The 25,602-nt window shown below is 31.8% G+C and carries 21 protein-coding genes; 10 read left to right on the top strand and 11 right to left on the bottom strand.

Annotation, left to right across the window (positions count from 1 at the left end; genetic code table 11):
* Positions 1-117: 117 nt before the first annotated feature.
* The 4 genes from R6X41_RS19045 to R6X41_RS19030 form a co-directional block, all read right to left on the bottom strand.
* Positions 118-759, bottom strand: a complete 642-nt coding sequence (locus R6X41_RS19045) for an AAA family ATPase (RefSeq protein WP_318501948.1) — start codon at positions 757-759, stop codon at positions 118-120.
* Positions 756-1,199 carry a three component ABC system middle component gene (locus R6X41_RS19040; protein WP_318501947.1) on the bottom strand — a complete coding sequence of 148 codons (444 nt, stop codon included), beginning with the start codon at positions 1,197-1,199 and terminating at the stop codon, positions 756-758. The genes R6X41_RS19045 and R6X41_RS19040 overlap by 4 nt, the downstream gene beginning before the upstream one ends.
* Positions 1,196-2,401, bottom strand: a complete 1,206-nt coding sequence (locus tag R6X41_RS19035) for a hypothetical protein (RefSeq protein ID WP_318501946.1) — start codon at positions 2,399-2,401, stop codon at positions 1,196-1,198. The genes R6X41_RS19040 and R6X41_RS19035 overlap by 4 nt, the downstream gene beginning before the upstream one ends.
* A 221-nt stretch (positions 2,402-2,622) precedes the next feature.
* Complete coding sequence (locus R6X41_RS19030) at positions 2,623-3,135, bottom strand: VOC family protein (protein ID WP_318501945.1); 513 nt, start codon at positions 3,133-3,135, stop codon at positions 2,623-2,625.
* Between the two features lie 156 nt (positions 3,136-3,291).
* Between R6X41_RS19030 and R6X41_RS19025 the strand changes: the two genes are divergently transcribed.
* Positions 3,292-3,570 (top strand): winged helix-turn-helix transcriptional regulator, encoded by a 279-nt coding sequence (locus tag R6X41_RS19025; RefSeq protein WP_318501950.1) that lies wholly within the window; start codon positions 3,292-3,294, stop codon positions 3,568-3,570.
* A gap of 352 nt (positions 3,571-3,922) precedes the next feature.
* On the opposite strand, the gene R6X41_RS19020 is transcribed toward R6X41_RS19025, so the two are convergent.
* The gene (locus R6X41_RS19020) at positions 3,923-4,651 is read right to left on the bottom strand and encodes a metallophosphoesterase family protein (protein ID WP_318501944.1); all 729 of its coding nucleotides are present in this window, start codon (positions 4,649-4,651) and stop codon (positions 3,923-3,925) included.
* A gap of 316 nt (positions 4,652-4,967) precedes the next feature.
* Between R6X41_RS19020 and R6X41_RS19015 the strand changes: the two genes are divergently transcribed.
* On the top strand, positions 4,968-6,548 hold the full coding sequence (locus R6X41_RS19015) for a phytoene desaturase family protein (protein ID WP_318501943.1): 1,581 nt from the start codon (positions 4,968-4,970) through the stop codon (positions 6,546-6,548).
* Positions 6,549-6,723: 175 nt separating this feature from the next.
* Complete coding sequence (locus tag R6X41_RS19010; protein ID WP_318501942.1) at positions 6,724-8,187, top strand: alpha/beta hydrolase-fold protein; 1,464 nt, start codon at positions 6,724-6,726, stop codon at positions 8,185-8,187.
* Positions 8,188-8,372: 185 nt separating this feature from the next.
* Here R6X41_RS19010 and R6X41_RS19005 read toward each other — a convergent pair whose 3' ends face one another.
* The 3 genes from R6X41_RS19005 to R6X41_RS18995 all read right to left on the bottom strand — a co-directional run bounded on the left by R6X41_RS19005 (position 8,373) and on the right by R6X41_RS18995 (position 12,067).
* Complete coding sequence (locus R6X41_RS19005; RefSeq protein WP_318501941.1) at positions 8,373-9,140, bottom strand: hypothetical protein; 768 nt, start codon at positions 9,138-9,140, stop codon at positions 8,373-8,375.
* 292 nt (positions 9,141-9,432) lie between these two features.
* Complete coding sequence (locus R6X41_RS19000; protein WP_318501940.1) at positions 9,433-10,470, bottom strand: HAD family hydrolase; 1,038 nt, start codon at positions 10,468-10,470, stop codon at positions 9,433-9,435.
* Positions 10,471-10,534: 64 nt separating this feature from the next.
* Positions 10,535-12,067: an arylsulfatase gene (locus tag R6X41_RS18995; protein WP_318501939.1), complete on the bottom strand. Its 1,533-nt coding sequence runs from the start codon at positions 12,065-12,067 to the stop codon at positions 10,535-10,537.
* 469 nt (positions 12,068-12,536) lie between these two features.
* On the opposite strand from R6X41_RS18995, the gene R6X41_RS18990 reads away from it, so the two are divergent.
* Both R6X41_RS18990 and R6X41_RS18985 read left to right on the top strand, forming a co-directional pair.
* Positions 12,537-12,902 carry a hypothetical protein gene (locus R6X41_RS18990; RefSeq protein ID WP_318501938.1) on the top strand — a complete coding sequence of 122 codons (366 nt, stop codon included), beginning with the start codon at positions 12,537-12,539 and terminating at the stop codon, positions 12,900-12,902.
* Positions 12,903-13,006: 104 nt separating this feature from the next.
* Positions 13,007-13,162 (top strand): hypothetical protein, encoded by a 156-nt coding sequence (locus R6X41_RS18985; RefSeq protein WP_318501937.1) that lies wholly within the window; start codon positions 13,007-13,009, stop codon positions 13,160-13,162.
* A 163-nt stretch (positions 13,163-13,325) separates the two neighbouring features.
* On the opposite strand, the gene R6X41_RS18980 is transcribed toward R6X41_RS18985, so the two are convergent.
* A complete protein-coding gene (locus R6X41_RS18980; protein WP_318501936.1) occupies positions 13,326-14,627 on the bottom strand; it encodes a leucine-rich repeat-containing protein kinase family protein in 1,302 nt (433 codons plus the stop codon).
* Between the two features lie 578 nt (positions 14,628-15,205).
* A complete protein-coding gene (locus tag R6X41_RS18975; RefSeq protein WP_318501935.1) occupies positions 15,206-16,630 on the bottom strand; it encodes a purple acid phosphatase family protein in 1,425 nt (474 codons plus the stop codon).
* Positions 16,631-17,312: 682 nt separating this feature from the next.
* Here R6X41_RS18975 and R6X41_RS18970 point away from each other — a divergent pair.
* Positions 17,313-18,962 carry an ABC1 kinase family protein gene (locus R6X41_RS18970; RefSeq protein WP_318501934.1) on the top strand — a complete coding sequence of 550 codons (1,650 nt, stop codon included), beginning with the start codon at positions 17,313-17,315 and terminating at the stop codon, positions 18,960-18,962.
* Positions 18,963-19,298: 336 nt separating this feature from the next.
* Positions 19,299-20,459 carry a DUF6051 family protein gene (locus R6X41_RS18965; protein WP_318501933.1) on the top strand — a complete coding sequence of 387 codons (1,161 nt, stop codon included), beginning with the start codon at positions 19,299-19,301 and terminating at the stop codon, positions 20,457-20,459.
* Between the two features lie 29 nt (positions 20,460-20,488).
* On the opposite strand, the gene R6X41_RS18960 is transcribed toward R6X41_RS18965, so the two are convergent.
* Positions 20,489-20,830, bottom strand: a complete 342-nt coding sequence (locus R6X41_RS18960) for a permease (RefSeq protein ID WP_318501949.1) — start codon at positions 20,828-20,830, stop codon at positions 20,489-20,491.
* 1,166 nt (positions 20,831-21,996) lie between these two features.
* On the opposite strand from R6X41_RS18960, the gene R6X41_RS18955 reads away from it, so the two are divergent.
* The 3 genes from R6X41_RS18955 (at position 21,997) to R6X41_RS18945 (ending at position 25,277) form a co-directional block, all read left to right on the top strand.
* A complete protein-coding gene (locus R6X41_RS18955; RefSeq protein WP_318501932.1) occupies positions 21,997-23,841 on the top strand; it encodes a hypothetical protein in 1,845 nt (614 codons plus the stop codon).
* Between the two features lie 232 nt (positions 23,842-24,073).
* Positions 24,074-24,928 carry an endonuclease/exonuclease/phosphatase family protein gene (locus tag R6X41_RS18950; RefSeq protein ID WP_318501931.1) on the top strand — a complete coding sequence of 285 codons (855 nt, stop codon included), beginning with the start codon at positions 24,074-24,076 and terminating at the stop codon, positions 24,926-24,928.
* 157 nt (positions 24,929-25,085) lie between these two features.
* Complete coding sequence (locus R6X41_RS18945; RefSeq protein ID WP_318501930.1) at positions 25,086-25,277, top strand: hypothetical protein; 192 nt, start codon at positions 25,086-25,088, stop codon at positions 25,275-25,277.
* The last annotated feature ends 325 nt before the right edge of the window (positions 25,278-25,602 follow it).

Below are 25,602 nucleotides of genomic sequence, written 5' to 3'. Positions count from 1 at the left end.
TTACAATCAAGGTCGGTTTTAAATCGATCAGAAAACTCTAGAAGATTTTGACCTGTAAATATGTTCATGTTTTAATGTGTTTCTTAGGTTTAAAGATAAGTATTTATATACTGACCTCTATAAACTTTTTTCTAATTCTGCTTTTTTCTCTTTCTTTAGTATATTTTCTACTTTTTCTATTCCAGTCGCAATATCAAAAATTCTTGGTAAAGCATCTCTGTATCTCGATTCATTTTGTTTATCAAAAAAAATGCGTTGTGAATTTGTTATAAGGTCTTGGGAAATAGTGTTAAACATTAAAAAATAGCGTAATGATATTTTAGAACCTACTTTAATATTGTTACTACCGTAACCAATAGGAAATGAGACTGATTTATCTATGTTAAATTCCGTTTCTATTAGTGATTTTATATTTTCATCTGTATTATTTGATTCAGGAAATTCTTTAGGAATTTCACCAATTGAGGAAAAATAATATTCATTAGAAACATTGCCCTCAAATAATGCTTTTCTTCCAATAGTATATTTTTTGTCATTTATATTTATCAGTATACCATACCAAGAAATATTTTCATTAATCATACTTTCAGAAATTGTTGATTTACTTGAAAAATAACAATAATCTATTATTTCTAAAATAGCTGTTTTCCCTGTATTACTATCCCCTGTAATTACATTGACCTTATTTGGTTTAAATATTAATTCTCTTTTTTTTCCATTCTTAAGCCAAAGAATAATTTTTTCAATGTTATATTTCATAATTCTATTCTAAGGTTTAAGTATAGTTTTTCAATGCTTTCATTTAGTAACTTAGAAACATTCTGTGATGCAGTATTGATTTTTTCTGCTCTTTTACCCATTGATTTCTTATACTGGAAAGATTGTTTATTCACTAATTTATCATCAAGTATTGATATTTGATTAGTTTCAATTAAAAGTTGAATTGCATTTATAGAATTGGTTAAAGAATCGTAATATCTTTTATTAAAATTTGAAAATAGAGGTGTTTTTTCTGATATTAATTTTTCTATACTTTTTATTTCAGTTGTTTTTCTTGATAAGTGAGCTGTTAACGCTTTACTTGTAAATAAAGGCATAATAAGTAATGCTTTTGACAAGGACAACTCTTTAGACAAAGACAAAACAGAGTTTATAGCAATTGATGTAATACCAATGTTATTATAATTTTCTAAATTCATTTTTTATGTTTTTCCCAATCTTTTTTCCATCCAATTTGAGGAATATCTGATAGATAATAAAACTCACCATTACTCAATTCTGTTCCTAATTCTTGACCATCAATTTTAAGATTTTCTTCTCTTAAATAATTTATTATATCCAAACTAGAATCATCATTAAAATCTGATTTATTAGTCAATGCTCTAAATTTATTAGACCATTTCAATTCAGCTTCATCTCTATAATGTTTAATTTCTTCTATTGTGATTTCTCCTTCAGTATACCATTTAGCTATATTATTCTCTAATTTAAGTTTAAATCGCGTGAATTTAGCCATCAAATCTATCTCGTCAATGTTGATGTCGTTAATTTCTAATAACTGTTTGATGAATATTTGATTTTCTAATTTATCTGGTAAATCAATAGTTAGAGGTACAACCTGTAATCGTTCACTTCGAGCATTATTAAAATACTTTCTATATTTTTTATAAAAGTCATCAAAGTTTATTTGAATTTTATTGCCTGTTTTAATTGTAATAAAATTATCTTCTCTTATTTTTGAATCAATTTTTGAGAAAACATCATCAATTTTATCTTTTGAAATTAACTTCGTTTCTATTGCGTCTTTACAATTTTTAAATATTTCATCTTCCCCAAGTTCAAAAGAAATTTTCAAGACATATTGATTAAGGACATCCATGTCTAGTAATAAAAACTCTTCAATGTAACTTTTGAGTTTATCATCTTTTGAGTTTTCCTTAAACTCATTGATTTTTTTTATAAAATCACTAATAGTAATTCTCTTGTTTTGTAACTTTTCTATGTTATCAATGATTTGATTTTTAGAGTCATAATTTTTATTACTCCTCATTACAAAATGAGATTTATGCACAAACTTCAATTGTGATTTTATTTCTTTTCGGTCATCGTTTTCATCACTTATGACTTTCGTCCAATTATAAAGTGTTTTCCATAAATCAATATCAGAGGCGGTCATGTTTTTTATATCTCCTTTCTTGTTTTTTTGAACAGAGTGTTTAACCTGATAAAAAATATTAATATCATTTTCTATCTCAGTATGTACATCATCTTTCACTTCTAATCCAACAGATTCACCTTTATTTAAAGTTAATAATTTCCATAAGAAAAAGTAGTATTGAAATTCGAATCCAATTGATTTTGTTTCGGCTCCCGTTTTCTCAACATGTGTTTTATTACTCATCAAATTTGTTTGATTAACTCTAATAATATCTTAACTACATAAACTCAAATATAACATTTTCTAAAAACCTAGACTCCATTTAACCAACTGTATTTTAACATAATAATATTGTGACCCTAAAACAAGTTCAAGATGACGTTCGTGCTATAAAACAGCAGTAAACAAAAAAGCGTAAGCCAAATATGACTTACGCTTAATAGCTAATATTTAAATTAAGGGGATTATTTTGTATACGCTCCCGAGGAATATGTTAATTCGTAACTGTGGGTATAAATTTCGAAAACAATTCCGAAAGGATCTTCAACATAACACATTTTAAAAGGTTTTTCACCTGGATAATATGCCCTGATAGGCATACGTTGTTTCCCTCCGTAAGCGACGATTTTATCAATTAAATCTTCAATGTTTGGATCTTGAATACTAAAGTGAAATAATCCTGTATTAAACGGACTAAATTCTGGTGCTTCTTTAACGCCGTGAGGAAAAGAGAAAATCTCTATACCAACACCATCTGAAGTTGATAAATGTGCGATTTCAAATTCCTCCCAGTCTTCACCAAAAACATCGATACACATCATTCCAATGGCTGTATTTTTTTCTTTTTTAATGGTTGAAGGTTCCATAATCGTGTACCATCCCATAACTTCTGTATAAAATTTTACAGCTTTAAGAATATCTGGAACAGTGATTCCTATATGTGAAAATGATTTTGGATAATCTTGTTTTGTTGACATAATATCTTATTTGGATTGCAAATTTAGTCTACATTTACATATTAGGCAAGTACTTACAAAATTGTACTATAGTTACCTAAATGAGTAAAATACTGATTTTAAATAAAATATAATTAAAAATTGAATACAAATAATAAATGTCCGCTTAATTATACCATGAATTTAATAGGCACAAAATGGAAACCGCTGGTTTTATTCCATTTGTTAAAAGGCGGCTTACGTTCCGGAGTTTTACAAAAACATATTGAAGGGATTTCGAACAAAATGTTTACACAAACCGTTCGCGAATTAGAAAAAGATGGACTTGTGTCTAGAAAAGTATTTCCAGTTGTACCTCCTCACGTAGAATATACCTTAACGGAAAGAGGATTATCCCTAGAACCCATTTTAAGAGGATTGGATGCTTGGGGATTGGAAGATCTTAAAGAGAAATAGACTGGTTGAAAAACAAAAAATCACAATCGGTTATAATTGGGATTTCATAGTATGGCTACATGTTTTATTCTTTTACAAAACGCTTATTTACTCCGTTTAATTTCTATATATAAAACCTTTTGAAAGTTTAGAACTTTCACAAACTCATCATTAGCATTAGTAACTTTTTTTTATCTAAATATTTATATTCCATTTTGAAAAGTTGGAATGTTTTAAAATTATTGTTGTTCGACATAACTCTAATTAGCTCATATTTCTTTTCATAAATATGCGATAGGTGTTTAAATCACATTAGGACTTTTGTGACATAAGTAAAAAAAAAATGAAATACGACTAGATCAATGCTTTGCTTCTATTTCGCCAATCGTAAAGCTGCTGCAAATGCATTATCAAAAGCACTCTCTTCTACTGCCTTTGCTGCTTCTTCAACATCGTATTCGGCGCGTTTAAACGTCACTGTAATGGCATCGGGTTTAGACGACAAGGTAGATTGATCCAGTTCTAAAATAGCATAACAAATTCTAGGATCCCCGTCTTTTGGCTTTCCTACAGAACCAATATTAACCACGTGTTTGTAAGCGTTACCATTTTTAATTACACGATGAAACGGTTTATGTGTATGCCCGCATAATAACACATCTGCCTGATATAAATCCATCATATCTAAAACCTCCTGTTCTGGATAATCTGCAACCATATAATCGTTTATAGCCTTGACACTGCCGTGCACCATTAAAAGATTAAACGGCTCGTTATTCGTATTAAATTCTAGTTTTAAATGTCTAGGAAGATTAATTAAATAACGTCTATTGTCTTCGCTTATCATGGTTCTAGTTAAGCCTTTATTAGAAGGTTCTGCCTCTTTGTTTATAGGTTTTAGTAAGGCCTCATCATGATTTCCCATAATTGTAGGGATGTATCTTTTTCTAATTTCATGAACCACTTCATTAGGCCAAACATTGTAACCAACCAAATCTCCTAAGCAATATATCGCATCTACGTGTTCTGTTTCTACATCCTTAAAAAAAGCTTCAAGGGCTGGTAAATTGGCGTGTATATCCGAAAAGAAAGCTATTTTCATGTCAGTCGTATTTATAATATAATGTTCTATACTTTCAAATATAATATTTTACAACATAGCGTATGTTTAGACCATATTAATTTTTGGATTATTTAAATTTCAAAAAAAATGAAATCCGCATTCTATTCCATATAAAAAAGCATTTTAATAGCTTAAATATTTAGGTAGTCCTTTCTTATGATTTAAAAAAAACCTACTATTTTGAGATGAAAAGAATCTGATGAAACACCAATAGTTTGTTTTTATTTACTAAGTTTATAACTCCTCCCCAACACGCCTATTAAAGAAATTATTCTAGCATATTAGAACACAACAAATGATTCAATCTTATAAGCAAAAGCCCTTACTTAAGGATGCCTACGATACGATTATTATTGGCTCTGGAATGGGAGGCCTTTCCACAGCTGCTATTTTAGCAAAAGAAGGTCAGAGAGTACTCATCTTAGAAAAACACTATACTGCTGGTGGGTTTACTCATGTGTTTAAGCGTAAAGGTTACGAATGGGATGTGGGTATACATTATGTTGGAGAAATGCAACGTGACACTAGTGTGTTAAAAAAACTGTTTGATTATATCACGAACGGGGAATTAAAATGGGCAGATATGGGAGATGTCTATGACCGTGTGGTTATAGGAGAAAAACATTATGATTTTGTAAAAGGCGTTGCTAATTTTAAAACCCAAATGATTTCTTATTTCCCTGAAGAAGAACAGGCGATTCATGCCTATGTAGATTTGGTTTTTAAGGCCGTAAAAACAAGCAAGAGGTTTTATATGAGTAAGGTTATTCCCCCCTTTTGGAATACCTTATTTGGATCATTTCTTAAACGTCCGTTTTACCACTATTCCGATAAAACAACCTACGAAGTTCTGAGCGCTTTAACCGCCAACAAAACCTTAATAAAAGTACTTACCGCTCAATATGGCGATTATGGTTTAACACCTAAACGAAGTAGTTTTGCCATGCATGCATCTGTAGTTCGTCATTATTTTGATGGTGGAAGTTTTCCCGTTGGAGGATCTTCAGAAATTGTAAAAAAAATAGACCCTATAATTACAAGCAGTGGCGGTACCATTTTGGTGAGTGCTGAAGTTGAAGAAGTTATTATTGAAAAGAATATGGCTGTTGGTGTTCGTATGGCCGATGGAAAGGAATTTCGAGCAAAGAATATTGTTAGTAATGCAGGTGTCATGACAACCTACCACAAGTTATTACCTTTAAAAACGATAAAAAAACACCGCCTACAAGAACAGTTACAAACTGTAAATCGATCGGTAGCACATGTAAGTTTATATATTGGTTTAAACGGCAGTCCCGAAGAACTTGGTATTCCGAAAACTAATTATTGGATCTACCCTAAAGAAGGCGATCACGATAGTAGTGTTAAAGATTACCTAGAAGATATATCTCGCCCTTTTCCGTTAGTATATTTATCTTTTCCTTCTGCTAAAGATCCAGATTGGAGCAATCGTTATCCTGGAAAAAGCACTATAGATGTTATTACGTTAATCCCTTACGAAACCTTTGCTAAATGGTCAGGTACTTCGTGGAAAAAAAGAGGTGATAAATACGAAGCTAAAAAGGAAGAACTTTCACAACGTTTATTACAAGAAGTTTACAAACAGTTACCGCAAGTTGAAGGTAAAATTAATTGTTACGAACTGTCATCTCCTCTTACCACCCAACATTTTGTGAATTATGAAAAGGGAGAAATTTATGGTTTAGACCATAGTCCGTCACGTTACAGACAATCCTTTTTAAAACCTAAAACACCTATCAAAAACTTTTATCTTACGGGTCAAGATATAGTAACGGCTGGTATTGGAGGCGCACTATTCTCTGGCGTATTAACATGCTTGGCCATTACTGGGAAAAACATACTTAAAAAGGTGTAGGTTGGTTTTATGATCTAGATTAACGCACCAAAACCCTACAAAAACAGATTTCGCGTGAGTGCTTTGCTCCCATTCCATTGCATTTATGTTTGACTTTAATTTACTAAATTAGTCACATAAAAAAATTAATAACCTCAACATAAAAGCACTGTTCATAATTAAAAACACGAATCTTATGAAAAAATTATACATGTTATGCTTTCTCTTTCTTGTCTTTGGCTTCCAATCTCATGCTCAAATATTTGAAGTGAGCTATCCTTCAGACCTTTTGAAGAAGCCTTTTTCTGGGGAAATTCTGCTCTACTTATCTAAGGAAAACAAATCCCCAAAAGATATTTTTGTTGGACTAGAATTAACGCCAGTTTACAGACTAAGTGTCTCCAATTTAAAAGCCAATGAAAATGCGATTTTTAATGATAAGGCCATTTCTTATCCTGTTGAATTATCTAATATTGAAAGAGGAGCGTATTATGTTCAGGCAGTATTCGATTTAAATCTAGGTGATTCCAATATTGGCTCAAGTAGTGGTAATATCTATTCGACACCAATTCGTGTTAATCTCACGAAAAACTTCGACACTGTTTTTAAGATTAAAGCAGATAAGGTCATACCAACTGTACCATTTAAAAATACTGAATTTTTAAAAGAATTAAGTGTAAAATCTGAGTTATTAAGTGCGTTCCATAATAAAGACATATTTGTAAATGCAGCTGTAAGTTTACCAAAAGGATATTACGAAAACTCAAATAAAACATATCCTGTTATTTTTTCCACTTTTGGTTTTGGAGGTAATTATAAAATACATTCTGGCCACGACACCTATTTACAACAACTCGGAGACCAACCTACTATAGTGGTCTATTTAGACGGAAAATGTTCCGAAGGACACTCGACTTATGCAAACAGCGATGTTAATGGTCCCTGGGGAGATGCGCTGACTACAGAGTTTATTCCTGCCCTACACAAAAAATATCGTACTAGCAATGCTAATTTTTTATTCGGACATAGTAGCGGAGGCTGGACCAGTTTATGGTTGCAAATTAACTATCCAAAAGTGTTTTCTGGGGCTTGGTCTAGTGCGCCAGATCAAGTTGATTTTAGAAATTATCAAAACAAAGATATCTACACTGCTGAAAATATGTTTTATGATAAAAACGGTAATTTACTAGCAGATGTTACTATAGCCGGTAGAATTCCGATTATTAGTGCAAAAGATTTTTATGGTACCGAGAATGTAGTTTACAGAGGTTCACAGATGCGTTCTTTTGATGCTGTTTTTGGAGGATATGATGCCGATGGAAATCGGATACGATTAGTAAATATGCCTAGTGGCGCTATAAATAAAGATGCACTTTCGCTTTGGGAAAGATATGATTTATCTATTATTTTATCGGAAAACTGGGGAACCCTAAAGGACGATCTTAATGATAAAATTAGAATCTCGGTTGGGACGAGTGATAACTTTTATTTAAACCACTCCGTTAAACTTTTAGAGGAAGAAATGAATACTTTAGATGCTAATATCGCATTTGAATATTATCCAGGTGACCATTTTACACTTTTTACAGATGAATATAGAGCTGATGGTGTAGCATTTTTGGAGCAGTGTTATAAAAACTGGTTGATAAAAAATAAATAAGCTTTTCGGTCTAAGGATTTCATTCTAAATTCATTTACAAAGAACACCACTTTAATGGTTGTCTAGAAAAGGTAACACCAACGTATTTAAAGACGTCTCTAGTAAACATTACAAGACTGAACATATTATAAAACAAAAAAAGCCGAACATCTGTTCGGCTTTTTTATATTGAAAATTTTAGCGTTTTAGAAATTAAATCCTAAACGTAATTCAGGACCAAACGTATCTACATCGTAAACAAAATAATCTTGTCCGCTACCAGTTACGTAATCTATACTAATATATCTATATCCAAGAGATGCAGAAAACAAGTCTGAAAACTGATATCCCGCTTCTCCTTGTAATTGCCAAGTCAGTTTAGAACCTATTCCAAAACCTCCAATATCTGCTCTAATGTTCGCAATAAATTTATCTTTTATAACATGATTAGAACGCACTATTATAATTGGGTCAACCCAAGTTTCAGTCAAATCAGGATTGTGGCTTTCACCGGTTACTAAATCAATATTAGCTTCTGCACCAATACTAACTAATCGCATTCCTACACCCGCTTCAAGCATTGGTAAAAAGCGTCTAAATCCTGCAAGTTCCCAAATGGTCTCTGTAACATCTATGTCTGCTTTTTCCACTAATCTATCTGGAGTAGCATCCTGACCAAGTTTCATATAAACAAAATCTGAAGTAATAGCCCAATCAGCATTTCTTGCTTCTAAATAAAGCATAGCTCCCATTTCTAGATTGTTAAAGATATCACTAGTGTTAGCATCAATTCCTAAAGAAGGAAGATTTTCGCGTATTTGTGTGTCTCCTTTCATATTTGGAAACATTAAATAAGGTTGAACTAAATAACTCCAAGAAGAGCTTTTAGTTTCAGAAGTAGCAACTGTTGTATCTTGTGCTGCAACAAATAAACTGCTAAATAAGAAGCAGGCTAGAGTAATTTTTTTAATCATTTTTATAATATTTAAAAAGTAAAACGTATGAGATTAATTTTAAAAACCAAAAACTAATACTAGGATAAAGATATATTAATTAATGTATTTTTATTAGCTAATACTAGAGTTTTTTAGTCTAATTGGATTTTGTAAAAAACGAGCGTTTTAAATTTAAAATTTTATTTGCTATAATTTAATATGTTGTTTTTAATTGCTGAAATTTTATAGCGATGCGTTCAAAAAAAGGGATGCATTCTTAATTTATTTAAAATTAGAAACGCATCCCTTTTCTCATACTATTGTAACTTAATTATTCCAATTCGAAAGGATAAACAATTCTCCAATCCTTTTTCATATCAATAATTGTCCAACCCTTTTCATTCGCCTCATCAAGCCCTTTGTCCAAACGACCAATATGTGACTCTCTATCGTAAGACCATTCTCTTTCATTATCGGTATGATGTAAATAAAGTTGAAAAGAAAGATATTTATTAGAATCTGTATACTGTAACATGGGTAAATCTCCATCTGAATTCCCAGAAGCAAATACAGGTTTTCTTCCTATAAATTTATTTATACCTACTGGTTTCCCATTTCCGTCATCAATAAAATCAATTTTGGGTAAACGTTTAATTATAGGCTCTCCGCTATTATAATCAAATTCGGTAGCGATGCTACTTCCTACTACTTGATCTTTTGGAATACCATAAACGTGTTCTACCCAAGGTCTCATAAACTCAATACCACCACCAGAAACAATAAAGGTTTTAAAATCGTTAGCTCTTAAATAATCTAATAATTCTAACATGGGCTGAAAAACCAATTCGGTATATGGTCTATCAAAACGGGGGTGTTTAGCAGTCGCGATCCAATCTGTTACTATTTGCTCAAATTCTGCAGTGTTCACTCCGACATGCGAAGCCATTATTATTTCAAGAATCCCATGTTCTCCTGAAGCTGCTAATGTATTTAAATCACCATCTAAAGCGGCTTTAAAAGGTTGTTTATTTTTCCATTCAGGATGTTCTGGAGCCAGAGCTTTTACACGATCCATAGCAAAAAGCAATTGAAAATAAGCGGGTTGCTCAGACCATAAGTTTCCATCATTATCAAATGTAGCAATACGGTCTACAATAGGAATAAAATTTTGACTTTCGTTATTTGTAACATCAGTAACATAGCTTATAATTGCGCGTTTTGTTGCACCTTCACTCCAAGAAGGTAGAGGATCTGTAACTATAATCTCAGTTTCAATATCGCCAATTTCTACGAGTTCCGTATTTTCTTTTTTACAAGCTGTTATAAATAAGAAAGAAAAAACAAGGCTTAATAATATGTGCTTTTTCATAGTCTATTGTATTTAAGATAAGAAAGGCAGGCTTTTGTCCTGCCTTTCTTGATAAGTGTGTGTTTTAATGACTTCCTGCAGATTTTAAAGACTCCATAGTATCTCCTAAATTAAAGCTTGCTGCTTTCATTCTTGGAGGATATTCTTTAAATGTTGCAATAAACTGACCTACATAATCGGAGGCGGGCAACAATAAATACACGTGATCAAGATACCAGTCCCAATACGTATTAGAGGTTGTCGTAGCAAATTCGTAAGGATCTCTTCTTAAATTATATAACCAAGGTATTCTTGTCGTTACCATTGGTCTTGACCATGTATCTAAAGTTCCTGGAGAATCTTGGTGCATAAATGTTACTTTCCAATCATGGAAACGTAAAGCCATTAATTCACCATCATCTGAAAAGTAGAACAATTCTTTACGTGGACCTGTTTTTTCTTTACCAGTTAAATATGGTAACATATTATAGCCATCTAAATGAACTTTATATGAGCGTCCGTTTTCAGTAACACCTTTCAATAATTCTGCTTTAATGTTTGGATTACCAGCAATAGCTACATATGTTGGAAACCAATCCATTCCTGAAACGATTTCATTTGAAACAGAACCTGCTTCAATTTTTCCTGGCCAACGCACCATTGATGGTGTTCTCCAACCACCTTCCCAGTTGGTATTTTTCTCTCCTCTAAAAGGATTAACACCAGCATCTGGCCATGTGTTTTTGTGTGGACCATTATCTGTACCGTATTGTACAATGGTGTTGTCTGCAACTCCTAATTCATCTAATAAATCTAATAGTTCTCCAACATGCATATCATGTTCAACCATACCATCTCCATATTCATTCTGACCAGAAATACCGCGATTAGATGCTTTTACATGCGTTCTAAAGTGCATACGTGTGCCATTCCACCAAACAAAAAATGGAGTCCCTGAAGACACTGCATTTCTAATGAATTTTTTTGCCGCAGCAACAGTTTCATCATCAATGGTTTCCATACGTTTTTTCGTTAATGGCCCTGTATCTTCTATACGTCCATCTGAATGTGAATGGATGACTCCACGTGGACCATAATTTTTCTTAAAATTCGGATATAGGGCTGGATCTGGATAATCTTCTAATTCTGGTTCTTCTTCTGCATTTAAATGATATAAATTCCCGAAGAACTCATCAAAACCATGGTTAGTTGGTAACATGTGGTCAAGATCTCCAAGGTGGTTTTTCCCAAATTGTCCCGTTGTATACCCCAATGGTTTAAGCATCTCTGAAATTGTTGGGTCTTTTTCTGAAATCCCCTCTTTGGCTCCTGGCATTCCTACCTTACTTAATCCCGTTCTTAAAACACTCTGTCCGGTGATAAAAGAAGAACGTCCAGCTGTACAACTTTGTTCCGAGTAATAATCGGTAAAAATCATACCTTCGTCCGCAACACGATCAATGTTTGGAGTTCTATATCCTACTAGCCCCATAGTATAGGCGCTAATATTAGATTGTCCGATGTCGTCTCCCCAAATAACTAAAATATTTGGTTTTTTTTGTGAAATTGATAATAGCGGAATAAGCATAAATAATATTCCAAGTGTTAGTTTTTTCATATGTATTGGTTTTTAATTAGTATTCGTTTTTATAAAACTAAGGTTTTAATTATATTTATTGATGATTAGACATTACTATTTCCACATAAAACACTGATTTATAACACAAAAAGAACATTTCACCTTACAACCTGCTTGTTATATTTCGAATAAATTAGACAAAGCTATTTCTTTGTATTTACCTAAACCAATTCCGTTTATAGGTATGTTTTTAAATTGTCTGAGATGTGGGTTCACCGTTTGAAATTTTACATTGTTTTTATAAATTAAAATAATATAGAGTTATATCATAACCTTCGCTTATCCCATGGTAAGAAATAAATCACTATTTTAGTACGTAAAATTTAGTTGCTTAATGGACTAACTTAGAATTATCTAAACGAAATACTTTAAAGCCAACGCACACTATTTTTTCACAACACCATAGTGCAACATCAGTTAAAAACGAATTAAAGAGCACACTACATTGATGAAATATATAAAACATCTGATTTCCTTCTTTCTGATTTTTGGTCTGACGGTTACCGAATGTTCTATATATTCTCAACCACAAATTTCCACCTACCATCACGTTTCTAATGTTCATAACAAAACAGACTTTGGGCAAAAATATTCGAAACTATTTATTTACGGTCAACAACTGTTCCCTGAAAACAGTTGTGTTTCTTTAATTTCATACCGACATCTAGGGGACGTGTATAGTTCTAAAATGCTAACCGTTTTAAAATTACAAGTTCCTATTTACAAAAGCATAACTGCCACGGTTATTCAGCATATCTTTTTAAATAAAACAATCCATTCAAGTACTCCATATCCAAGTTTATACATCGCATAACGATTTCTCGCTATGCGTCTATGTAGGTCACTGCATAAAATGATAATACATATGTCTAATCATTTATTATTACTATCATGTATAAACACAAGAAAAAAACCTGTTTGGAGACATCCAAACACATAATCTATTGGATAAAAAGAAAGTTTATTTTAGTTATCGCTGCGGTTATGCTTGGCATGTCTAATGCTATGTACCATGAAGATCACACGATTTCTGGAAATCAGATTCATACGGAACAAGAAGATAAAAAAGAATAGAACAACAGCCGTTTTATATATTAATTTCTAAAATTCCACAGTCAGTTCGCGTGTTTCTAAATACTAATTCCGCATCTGAAAAATGCGTATATTTCACTCGAACTGACACTTTTAGTAAATTAAAAAACGGCTTAAATACAGTATATGTAGTGCTTTACATTTTTTAAAACCTATCTAATTCTGATAAAATTTCAGAAAAGGCTGGACGCATTGCAACATCTACAAGTGAGCAATCAGCAATTACTTTTTGCCATGTATTACGGACTTTAATATCCAGTACTTGATCAGGAACAAGACCTAATACATCTTCTAATAAACATCCAAAAGCACGTACTTCAACACGCTCAATAGTAGGTGCAAGATTCGAATTAACATCATAAAAAGTTGCGGCACCAAAATCGCCCAAGAGACAATCGGCTGTAGTATTTATCAAAATATTGTGTGCATACAAATCGCCATGATTAATACCTTTACGATGTAACTGAGTGCACACGGAAGCGATACTTTTTGCGATTTTCAGCACCTCTGCTGCATTAAAAACAGATTCGTCATCGAAGACATCTCGCGTGCAAGACACCATACTTGGCGGGTTGCCCAAGTTTGTATAGTTTGGAGATATAAGCTTCATGATTAACCCACTTTTAGCTTCAGGATGATTTTTAATTTTTCCTAAAACGGGAATTAAATTCTCATGCGCTCCGGCGGCTATAGACACGGCCATTTCATCGTCTGGCAAACCATCACTGGTTACATCACCTTTAAATACCTTAATGGCGACCTCATCTTTTTTAGATTCCCAACTGGCTTTCGAAATCATTCCAGAAGCGCCTTCTCCTAGTAGTTCTTCAATATTAAAATCATTCCAATGATGCAATTCTAAATCACTTTCTAGTTCCATTTGATACGCTCCAGGATTTCCACCAAAAGCAACCCACGATAATTTAGGTAACTCGAATAACCACTGTGGAATGAACGTGAGTTTGTTTGCCGAAATTCTAAGAAGTTCTAAATTTTTACAATTCGTCATTTCTTCAGGTAAGGATTCTAAACGATTTCCTGCTAAGGCACATTTTTGAAGCAAATGACAGTCTCCAATACTTTTTGGTAATTTTTCAATCTTATTATCGGTTAAAATCAACCACCTTAACAAAGGAGGAAACGCATCTTCTGCCACCGTATGAATCTGATTCGACTTAAAACCAATCATATCTAAAGCTGGACATTTGGCTAATATTACAGGAAACTCAGTAAATTTATTACGAGCAAAAAAAATGATTCTTAACTTCTTTAATTTGGAGATACTATCTGGTAAAGTCGATAATTGATTGTCGGATAAATCTAAAACTTCCAAAGTATCTGCAAGCGCGATAATATCTTCAGGGAATTCTTTTAAACCACAGGCCAATTTCAGTCGTTTTGAACCTAATAATTGTCCCGATTTTAATTGGTCTAAAGTATGCATCATAGTTGTAATATTAGTGTACAAACTTAACTATTATTGACTTTAATCAGCAATTAAATCTATAAATAGCAAGGGTTTTATTCCTAGACATTCAAAACCGTAACATCTATAATAAGTTAAACCTTTACATTTTTAAAGCGGGGTGACACTAAAAAACGCATATATAACATTAAACATGCAGTGCTTTCTAAAGTTGGAAATAGAAATACAAAATGAGAATGTTCTTGTTACCGGTTTACAATGCTAAGCTTACATTCTGGGCTGAGTGGAGTATTCGTTTTGATTTCATTAATTTTTTGAAAAGCATAAAATAACAGAAGCTCTGAAGTTTTCTAATTGTCAATTTCAAATAAAGAAAACTGAAGCTGTTCGAGCTAAACCAATGTATCTATATTATTCATTTTCAGTAGCTATTTCTTTAAATTTAGATAGTGAACGAAAAATTTAGATAAAAGTTCATAAGCCTAGATTTATTTGGCTTGGTTTATCCAGAGCGTAGTCGAAGAATCTTTTATCAATGAAAAAAATGAACATGTAATTACATTTTAGAAACGATTGATAATTAGCATATAATTTACGAGTTACTCCTCACTTACAAAGTCCTTTTTAAATCTCGTAAATGCTTTACTTTCTGCATTATTAATAATTGTTTTATTCCCGTCTTTCTTCACAATTTGAAAACTATCAAACAAGCCACCTAGAGGTGTATATGCATTATATTTTAAAGTATCGTTTGCTACGGTAATAATTTGGAAAAGCTGTGTAAATTCTCCTCTTTTTTCCATCCACGTTTGCGCTTCAGATTCATACATCTTAGGACCACTAACAGAAACCGCATATACTGCTCCGGCATCTTCTACAACCGTTTTACCAGAATCGGCATTTGAATCGTATCCTCTAGCATAAGTATGGTCGTGACCTTGTAAAACTAAATCGACTTTATATTTATCTATTAAAGGCTTTAACGTCTCCCTTAAAGCAGTATTATCTCTACCTTTCGCTGTGGAATAAATAGGATGATGCATGGTAATTGTTGTCCATTTTTGCGTGTTAGACGCTAAAACAGAATCCAACCATTTCTCCTGAAGTTCTCTAGAAACGGGATCATTGTCTAAGCTTTGAGAATCTATAGAAATTAATTTCATATTTTGATAATCGATAACATAACACGTTTCCATTAGATCTTCTGAAGGTCCGTTTTTAGGTAAGTTAAATTGCGGTCTCCATAGCGCAGACAATTTTGAACGCTCTGTTTCTCTGTTATATTCATGATTTCCTGGTGTCATTACACTTGGGACTGTGGCATGAATAAAACTACCGGCATAAAACCATTCCCCCCATTCGCGGTCCGACTCACTATGATTTATTAAATCTCCAGCATGTAACATAAAATTGACTTCCGGCAACATTTTATACGATTTTCTAATCACTCGAGACCACATAGATTTTACATTGTTTTGAGCATCTCCAAAATAGATAAAGCTAAACGGTTCATCCTTATTTTCTGGTGCTGTTTGTATCTGAAACCATTCACTCCACAAGTCGTCATTATCACTTCCATCTCCAACGCGATACACATAAGTCGTTCCTGCTTCTAAATTTTCAATCAAAGCCGAATGGTATTTAGCTTCAACCAAGGGCTCTTCATCTCTGGTATTTTCAACACTAATACGTTCTGACTCTGCCATGCTTTTCGTTATAGATCCGTCTATCAAAAAGTCTGGTCCATGGCTTTCTTTAGCAACTTCAACATAAGCCGTAGAAATAGATGGATCGGTTCTCCAATTAACAGCAAAACTATGTTGTGCATCTTCAGTTAAATTAACAATTACTCGATCTGGTACTTTGGAAGGAAATATAAGTTTGTGCGCTGGTACATCTGAAACATAGGAGTTATGAGCATGTGGATGATCGTCGTCATGAGACTGATTTAAAGACCGATTAGTCTCTTCTTTACAAGAAGAAATAACTATAATTACAAACAGTATTAAAAAAATATGTTTCATGCTTTATTTAATTTTGATGTATACTTTATATGAGATATTAGGTTCAATTTAAAAGTGATATTTACTGTCAGAATTGCTACTAACAGCTCACCGTTTTAACTTTAAATTTCGGGGATTTAAAAAATAAGACGCAAAATAATTCAATCTTAATTGGCGTATATATTCTTAACATTAACTAATTATTATCTCGTTGTACAGCACCTACGTTGATTAATTTTTACAGCGTTCTTGCTATAGTTTAAAGGGTAAGAAACATATTTTTTAGTCAAATTAAAAAACGATATGCTAAGCCTGTGTGCTAAAATAGTCTCTCTCCTTAAACAACAAAGGCCAACTTTTTTGTTAGTATGAATTCATATTCTGTATCGCTGTTCAAAATAATTTGTATTTTCACTTAAGCAAAACAGTTTTATAAAAGTTCTATCCATCTGCCTTTTCTTGCTTCTTAAAAAAGAGATTTAAGGACTCTTACACCGGTACGAAATAATAGCAGAAAATAATTAGGATTTTCTAGACCAACGCGATCAAGATTCTATACAGAAAGCTCCATTAATTTTGGGTAGCATATATATTATCTGACTTGGCACTTAATAAATGCCGTTAACTACGCTTGAAAGCTTTTATAAAATAAGATTACATGCTGTTAGTTATAAAATACAACAATTAAGAATTAAAAAGCCTCATGGAAACACCTTTAAACACAAAATACAGTTCTGAAAGATTGAAACAAATCATTTCCATTTTAGCGAAATACGGCATTGCAGATTGGCTTCAAAACGTTCAAAACGAAACCATAAAAACCTACCTAAAAAGTGATACGGGTAAGGACATCACCAAATATTCTAAACCTGTTCGTGTAAGAATGGCTCTAAATGAACTTGGAACAACGTTTATAAAATTTGGGCAAATATTAAGTACGAGGTCGGATATTGTTGGCGAAGAAATGGCCCAAGAACTAAGCAAATTACAATCTCATACAAGATCAGACGACTTTACAAAAATAAAGGCACGTATAACACAGGAATTCGGGGTTAATGCTATTGATGAATTATATGCTACATTTTCCGAGACACCAATAGCATCAGCCTCAATCGCACAGGTACATATGGCCACCTTGCACTCCGGAGACGCTGTGGTTGTTAAAGTCATGCACGATGATATTGAGGAAAAAACGAATGAAGATTTAAAAATTCTTATCAAACTGGCAGAAATTGCACAGCGACATGGTGGGTCTATAAAATTATTTAATCCATTACAACTCGCTAAACAATTTAGTAGCACAATGTTGGACGAGTTAGATTTTAACAAAGAACTTCAAAACATTACGAAATTCACAGCAAATTTTGAAAATGACGCTCGTGTTGCCTTTCCTATACCATTTCCAGATTACTCTGGAAAAACAGTATTAACCATGTCTTTTTTAGAAGGATTTAGCCTAGACAAAGTTGTTGAGTTGAATTGGACTCAAGCGCAAAAAACAAAATTCACAGAAGAGAGTGCAAACGTCTTTATGGACATGATGTTTAGAGATCGTTTTTATCATGCCGATCCACACCCTGGAAATTTACTCGCTCGAGAAGATGGTACTTTAGGAATTATTGATTTTGGAATGGTTCATAAATTAGACGTCAAAACAAACGACATTTTTGAAGAATTAATTATTGGAGTTGCCCAAAAAGATGCCGAACATATTAAAAACACCATTTTCAATATGTTTACGCTTCCAAACGCTATAGATTATGACGCTTTAGCTTTTGAAATAGATGATTTTATTGACAAATATTTAGGTGTTCCTTTAAATGAATTAGACATGTCTTCGACAATAAAAGATGGTACAGCAATTATCCAGAAATACCATATTGTTATTCCTGCAAACATGTCTATTTTACTACGTGTTGTTGTTTTATTGGAAGGCTCTTCCCGACTACTAAACCCAGAATTTAATATAGCCGTTCTTTTAGAAAAATACCAATTTAAAATTTTAAAAGAACGTTATTCTCCAAAAAACATTGCGAGTGAGTTCATTAAAAACGCACATCAATGGCAGCACATTGCTAAAATACTTCCAAAGTCGATTGATAAAATTTTAAGAAAAGCAGGAAATGGTAATTTCGACATCAGGATGGAACACAAAAATCTGGAAAAATCTGTAAACCGCTTGGTCATGGGATTAATTACATCGGCCTTGTTTTTAGGATCTTCAATCTTATGGTCTTTTAGAGTGCCTCCTGTTATAAATGGATATTCAATTTTTGGAATCTTAGGTATTGTAATTGCTACTTTCTTAAGTTTTAACTTAATAAGACAAATTCATAAGAGTGACAATGAATAGCAAATAACCTTTTATCTTTTTTTACGTACAGATTTATAATATTTTCCTTAAATGGTGTATTATGTTATGCTATGTTCTAATCGCTGTTATTTGGTTTTTAGTTTTTCTTTAATAAAGAATCTAACTGACGTTATTTATAAAAATCTGATGGTTTTTAATTCTATTTTTAATAGCTTTTTCAATGTTAAAAACAATCTTTTTATTTCAAATATGAGATGGAATTTATTTAAATTTACAATTCGTCTAAGCACATTTGTCTAGTCTATACAATATTATTTTACAGAAAAGACCTCAGCTTATAAAGCACTGAACTATACGTATTATAATCCCTATTAAATGAATACCAAAACAGAATTATTAGAGTACTCATTTGAATCTTTATCGTATACCTTACTTCCTGGTGTTTCCGATTATGAATGTATTAAACATAATATTACTTTAAAAAGTAATTCTCAATTTCACACAGAAGTTGGCACCATTAAAGATAATGTGCATATTAAAGATATTTGTGTAGACGAAAATCGTTTTTTTAAATACCAGATTATAAAGCCCAAAGACCAGACGGTTGCTAAAAGAGCTATATTATTATTACATGGATTTAACGAACGGGATTGGACAAAATATTTACCCTGGGCAGAAGCCATTTGCGAAGGAACCGGGAGCCCTGTTATTTTATTCCCTTTAGCTTTTCATATGCAACGGGCTCCGAAACATTGGAGCAGTAAACGGGATATGTATAAGCTGAGTGAAGAACGCAAAAAAAGATATCCAAATATTGTTGATTCAACCTTATCTAACGTTGCCATTAGCATGCGATTACATGCAATGCCACAACGTTTTATTTACTCCGGATTACAAACCTATCATGATATTATTCAACTTATTGAAGAATTCAAATCAGGAAAAAACCCGCATATAAGTAAAGATTTTGAGTTTGATATTTTTGCGTATTCTATAGGCGGTTTTCTAGCTCAAATACTTAAGTTAAGTAATTACAATAATTACTTTTCGAATACTAAAGTGTGTTTATTTTGCAGTGGTACAACGTTTAACCGCTTATCTTCAGTTTCAAAATTTATTTTAGATAGCGAAGCCAATGTCGCTTTGTATTCTTTTTTAATTGAACATTTTGATAAATTCATAAAAAAAGACAGTTTGCTTCAACATTATATTTTAGAAGATCATTTAGAAGGACACGTTTTTTATTCGATGCTCGATTACCAGAAAAAGAGAGTTTTTAGGGAGGAATTATTAAAGAAGTACGAAGATCAGATTTATGCTATAACTCTTAAAAAAGATTATGTAATTCCGTCTTTTGAAGTGATTAACACCTTGCAGGGTGCATATAGAGATATTAATATTAAAGTAGACGAACTAGATTTTGATCGGGAATACACACATGTAAACCCCTTCCCTCCTGGCAAGGAAAATGACCAGCAGATATCTAAAGATTTCCATCTGGTTTTTAATAAAGTTTGCGATTTTTTCAACGCTTAATTAGAGTGAATTAACGTCTACATACATAGTTAAAATAAAAAGCAGAATATATATCCATCAATTATAGTAATTGCTAAAATAAACCCTACAAAAGCTGTGACAGCCTTAGGTTTTAACATAGAAGACACTATAGCCATTTTGGGTAAACTTGCTCCTTTTCCTCCAATTAATGATGCCTTTTCGGCTCCCATACTCCTCCCTTTTCTAATTAATACTCTTAATAACGGAATAGCCATTTCGGTAAGAAAACATAGGGAGATACCAATAATAGCAGCAAAAAATATGGATAGCGAATTATCGCTCCCAAAGTGTTTTTCTACAAATGTATCGGGTACAAACACAGCCGAAATCTCACTAATTACAGCACCAATTAGCGCTTAAATAACGACAGCCGAATTGAAGAGCTTCTCCAACTTTATCGTTTCTAATATTTAGAAGAGCCTTGTTTGTAGTTGCCGTACAATTAGTCACCTGAATTTGATCGTAACACGTCCCTTGCGCTTGCAGTTCTACAGCATATTCGGACGTACAGGACACACCCTTATAAATCCTGTATAGATAAATACAAATGCAATATTAATAACAGCACAACACCAATATGTATAAACTCATTAAATGCTAATCTTAAGCTTTCTCTCATGGTAAGTTATAATAATTTATTAGTTCTGAAACTAAAACCTCATCACACGTGTTTTAACACATATGATGATACATAACTAAATCTATTTTTTTTTATTTAAACACTTATTATCTCGGGATAACAATCTTTATTTACATCGCTGTACTTCCATAGTTATATCTTTTTCTAATATAATATTAATTGCGTTTTTAATTTGTAGCATAAATTTATTATCTGTGTTCTTTATATAGTAATACACTCATTTACCTTCTTTAGTTTCTTCAAGCAAACCGGCTTTACTTAAAATTTTAAGATGGCGTGATACATTATATTATAGTTCGTTAATAAGTTCAGAAATACAAAATTCAAAATCTATATTAATTAATAACCATATTATTTTAAGGTAAGTAGTCTCGGAAAGCGCTTTAAATATGGTAATACTCTTTTATAGAATAAGTTTCATAAATTAAAATGGTTTCTATACTATTCATTCACCAATTACAAGTAGAGGGCACCTCCTTTTAAATGGGATAAAATAACACAAATAACTTAACACATGCTTAAAAAACATGTGTTAGATAACTTAATTTTTCAAATAATACACGTAAACTATTTTTATGAAAAATCGTCTAAATATTATTGAAAACTCTATTATTTTACTCACTATTTGCTTTACACTAAAATATTTTACGAGCCTGTTAACTTGAAGTACTAACTGTGTGAAAGAACAAAATCTTTAAATAGAATTCTTCTAACCTTGGATTTAGAGTATAAGGCTATGGTTTATTCTTGATTATTATATATAAAAAAAAACTAATAATCAGTCATTTACGGAAACCCGTAAAGTAGTTTGTAATTTAGGTGGTAATTTTAGATTTTAATCACGACGATTAAATTTGTCGATAATAGGCTAACTAAATGAAATTAGAAAAGATATTAGATAAACTTGGCTCAATTGAAAAAAACTCGTTTATAAAGATAATCGATAATATTATATCTAAAAACCCTAAGCATAATAAAGAAATACATAAGATATTAAGTTCTACAGAGAAAGGATTAAAGTCCGTAGACAATCAAAATATATCCAAGATATTCAATTTAACAGAAAATGAATTCAAACAATATATTAAATGTGAATTTCAAGAAATCACCTCACAACTAGATATTTTAATTGACATTATTATAAGGGATGGGAATTGTATAATGAAACAAGATTGGTTTTCGAGATTATATGAAACAGAGATTAAACAACTAAAAAACAAAATAAAAATTCTTAATTCTGACTTTGAAAATGAAAAATCAGAATTGAGCTCATCTAGAAAACGTGATTATAAAATATATAAATCATGCCTACATTGTGCTTATTATAATGATGTTGATAATAATAGAGATTCGAAAATCACATCTGATGAATTATCAATAATTTTAACTCTTGAAAAGCAACTAAGCCTTTCTCAAGAAGAGGTTAAACTAATCAATTACTCAATACTCCCAATCAAAAAAATTGATATTTCAGAAGTTATAAAAGGCTTAAAAAACATAGGAGTGATTTTTTACTCAAATAAAGAAAACACCATTTACATAGCTGATGAAATGGTAAGAATATTAAGAATAATTAGAGAAAAAGAAGTTGCTGAAAAATTTTACAGAAGAACACTTAAATTACTTCGAGAACCAATCATTAATCAAATATGTAGAGATCATAATATTGACAGGAAACTAACATATTCAGAAAAAGTTGAAGGAATAATAAAAGAAGGTATTCCTTTTACAAACCTACTCCTAGAAAGTATATATAAACCAGATAGTACATTAACAGATAAGAAAAAAACTTTAAATGAACTTTGCGAAAAAGGTTTAAATATAAGCAACCTTAAGGGTAGTATTTTAGAAGATAAGATTAGTAGCTTAGTAGAACATTTTGAAAATGTTGAACGTGATGAAAAAGTAGGTATATCATTAGATGGTTACGATAAATTACTAAGTGAATTGAATTTATCAATACCAGTTCTTAATATTCAATTAAAGGGTCAGTTTGAATTACAAGATGAATTTGTATTAAAAGCTGATTTCCTACTCGATTATAATATTAAACCAAGAGATATTTTAGATTTAATTACAAAAGAAAATTTAACTAAGTTTATTAAGGATAATGGTGTAAAACAACGTGGTGATGACATTTTGAATATTCTGGAACATTATAAAGATGTTGAAAATTTATATTTAGAAAATTTTGAAAACGTTGCCTACCGAGACCTTAATCATCTAAAAGAAAACGGAATTACAATTAAGGAGAGTGAACTGGGTTTAAAATTTGAAGAATTAACAAGAGTTATATTTAAAGGTTTAGGATTTGATGTAAATGAAGCATTTAAAAATCAGCTAAACACAAAAAAGGATATGATTGACATCCTTTTAAATTTAGGAAACGATGAAGTTATTATTGTTGAGTGTAAAACAAGTAAGGAAAGAGGATATAATAAGTTTAGTACAGTGTCTAGACAATTAAAATCTTATCAAAATCTGGCTCTGAAAAACAATTTAAGAATAGTTAAAATTTTATTAGTAGCACCGGAATATAGTGATGATTTTATTACAGATTGCGAAATGGATACTGAAATGAATCTTTCTCTTATAACTGCATCTACACTATATAATATTTTTGAAGCATTTAAAAATTCAAATTACACAGAATTTCCACATGTACTTTTTAGGGATATTATTATCAATGAAGAACGCATATTAAAAGCATTAAACAAGTAATTAAAACTCTTTTTAATCTACATTCTGTATATTGAAATTAAATTATGAGTTATGAATTTATTTTAAGAAAGTCTTTACAATAGTATTTTTTATCACGGTATTTTAGATAAAAAAAATATGTAGCGATTCAAGTTTCTGCATTAAAAGATATTTCTGACCTAGTTAGATCTAATTTATAAAAATATTAATGACATTGAATATTATAAGATTTCTTTCAATTTTAGTGTTTATAATGTTCTTTTATAATTCCAATGAAATTATAAAAGAACCGCAAAAGGTATCAGTTGAGAAACTAGTACAGTTAAGTAATATCACATCTACTTCTAAAAATATAAAAATCGCCTCATGGAATATTAGAGATTTAGGACGCACTAAAGACGATCAAGAGATTCATCAAATAGCTAGTATTCTCCGAGATTTTGATCTTGTAGCCATTCAGGAAGTTGTAGGTAAAGATCCTGCTGGTGCACAAGCCGTAGCTAAAATTGCAGACGAATTAAACAGAATGGGTTCAAAATGGGATTACCGTATAAGCGATCCTACTAAAAGTCCCTCTGCTTTTATTAGTGAACGCTATGCGTTTCTTTGGAAGACCTCTAAAGTACAACTTAAGGGTCGCTCGTATTTAGATGCCGAATTAGAGGATAAATGTTTTAGAGAACCGTATATCGGGAAATTTCAACTTAAAAAAGGAACAGCTCCCTTTTATGTGATTAACTTTCACTCTCGTAAATTCGATGATCATCCCGAACAAGAAATCATTTTTTTAAAAGATTATGAGCAACGACTACAATCTGAAAACATACTAATTTTAGGAGATTTTAACCTCAATGAAAAGCATGCCGTTTGGGATAATTTATACAACATAGGATTTCAATCTGCTTTAAACGACACCAAAACAACCTTAAAAACAACGTGTAAAAACGGGGATTATTTAAATTACCCGATTGATAATATATACTACTCAAAAGGTATTACTGCTATAGAATCTGATGCTGTAGACTTTGTTGGCGATTGCGATAATTTAGAAGCTTCAAGATACCTTTCAGACCATTTGCCAATATTTATGGAGTTTGAAATGAATTAAACTATGAAATTAAAACGAAAGATCTATTAGTTCTAATTGCACTTATCATAGGCTTGGGTGGTATGATTATTTTAAGACAAAATATTCTAAAGGTAGTTCTGCTATTGGAGATAAGGTAGACTTTTTAAATGGTATATCTGTATATTATAATGGTGATATGGGGCATGTTTCTGGAAGAAATACAACGCCTGATGGTTATAATCTGGGTTTAAAATATCAATGTGTCGAATTTGTAAAAGGCTATTATTACGAACACTATAATCATAAGATGCCTGATTCCTATGGTCATGCCAAAAGTTTTTTTAATTCAGGGATTAAAGATGGTAAGAGGAGAAATCAACGAGATTAAATACAATACACAAAACCCAATTCTACTAAGCCAAAAGCGGGAGATTTGGTCGTGTATTCTGGGACTATATTTAATAAACATGTCCATGTATCAATTGTCTCTAAAGTCAGTGGTTTCAGTTGAGATGATTCAGCAAAATGTAGGTTCTTTCAAGGGAGATATATTTCCCTTAAAACAGACTGGAAACACATGGAAAATTGAGACTGAACCACTATGGACTACAAGTCCATAGGTTCGGGCTCGTGACTGAAAGTCACCCCATGATCATTTCTCAATTATAAAATTTGTGATATTCCCATCGTCCGGTCTACGATGATGCTCCAAA

The sequence above is a fragment of the Formosa sejongensis genome, assembly GCF_033447105.1.
Lineage (GTDB): Bacteria > Bacteroidota > Bacteroidia > Flavobacteriales > Flavobacteriaceae > Formosa.
The sequence above is the reverse complement of the archived record's forward strand: the minus strand, read 5'-3'. Positions and strand labels throughout refer to the sequence as shown.

Bases quoted from the DNA above. Each gene is read 5' to 3' on its own strand.
- R6X41_RS18975 (WP_318501935.1), bottom strand. From the start codon at position 16,630: ATGAAACATATTTTTTTAATACTGTTTGTAATTATAGTTATTTCTTCT.
- R6X41_RS18965 (WP_318501933.1), top strand. From the start codon at position 19,299: ATGAATACCAAAACAGAATTATTAGAGTACTCATTTGAATCTTTATCG.
- R6X41_RS19005 (WP_318501941.1), bottom strand. From the start codon at position 9,140: ATGATTAAAAAAATTACTCTAGCCTGCTTCTTATTTAGCAGTTTATTT.
- R6X41_RS18945 (WP_318501930.1), top strand. From the start codon at position 25,086: ATGGGGCATGTTTCTGGAAGAAATACAACGCCTGATGGTTATAATCTG.
- R6X41_RS18950 (WP_318501931.1), top strand. From the start codon at position 24,074: ATGTTCTTTTATAATTCCAATGAAATTATAAAAGAACCGCAAAAGGTA.
- R6X41_RS19045 (WP_318501948.1), bottom strand. From the start codon at position 759: ATGAAATATAACATTGAAAAAATTATTCTTTGGCTTAAGAATGGAAAA.
- R6X41_RS18990 (WP_318501938.1), top strand. From the start codon at position 12,537: ATGAAATATATAAAACATCTGATTTCCTTCTTTCTGATTTTTGGTCTG.
- R6X41_RS19030 (WP_318501945.1), bottom strand. From the start codon at position 3,135: ATGTCAACAAAACAAGATTATCCAAAATCATTTTCACATATAGGAATC.
- R6X41_RS18955 (WP_318501932.1), top strand. From the start codon at position 21,997: ATGAAATTAGAAAAGATATTAGATAAACTTGGCTCAATTGAAAAAAAC.
- R6X41_RS18970 (WP_318501934.1), top strand. From the start codon at position 17,313: ATGGAAACACCTTTAAACACAAAATACAGTTCTGAAAGATTGAAACAA.
- R6X41_RS19000 (WP_318501940.1), bottom strand. From the start codon at position 10,470: ATGAAAAAGCACATATTATTAAGCCTTGTTTTTTCTTTCTTATTTATA.
- R6X41_RS19040 (WP_318501947.1), bottom strand. From the start codon at position 1,199: ATGAATTTAGAAAATTATAATAACATTGGTATTACATCAATTGCTATA.
- R6X41_RS19025 (WP_318501950.1), top strand. From the start codon at position 3,292: ATGAATTTAATAGGCACAAAATGGAAACCGCTGGTTTTATTCCATTTG.
- R6X41_RS19015 (WP_318501943.1), top strand. From the start codon at position 4,968: ATGATTCAATCTTATAAGCAAAAGCCCTTACTTAAGGATGCCTACGAT.
- R6X41_RS19010 (WP_318501942.1), top strand. From the start codon at position 6,724: ATGAAAAAATTATACATGTTATGCTTTCTCTTTCTTGTCTTTGGCTTC.
- R6X41_RS18980 (WP_318501936.1), bottom strand. From the start codon at position 14,627: ATGATGCATACTTTAGACCAATTAAAATCGGGACAATTATTAGGTTCA.
- R6X41_RS19035 (WP_318501946.1), bottom strand. From the start codon at position 2,401: ATGAGTAATAAAACACATGTTGAGAAAACGGGAGCCGAAACAAAATCA.
- R6X41_RS18995 (WP_318501939.1), bottom strand. From the start codon at position 12,067: ATGAAAAAACTAACACTTGGAATATTATTTATGCTTATTCCGCTATTA.
- R6X41_RS19020 (WP_318501944.1), bottom strand. From the start codon at position 4,651: ATGAAAATAGCTTTCTTTTCGGATATACACGCCAATTTACCAGCCCTT.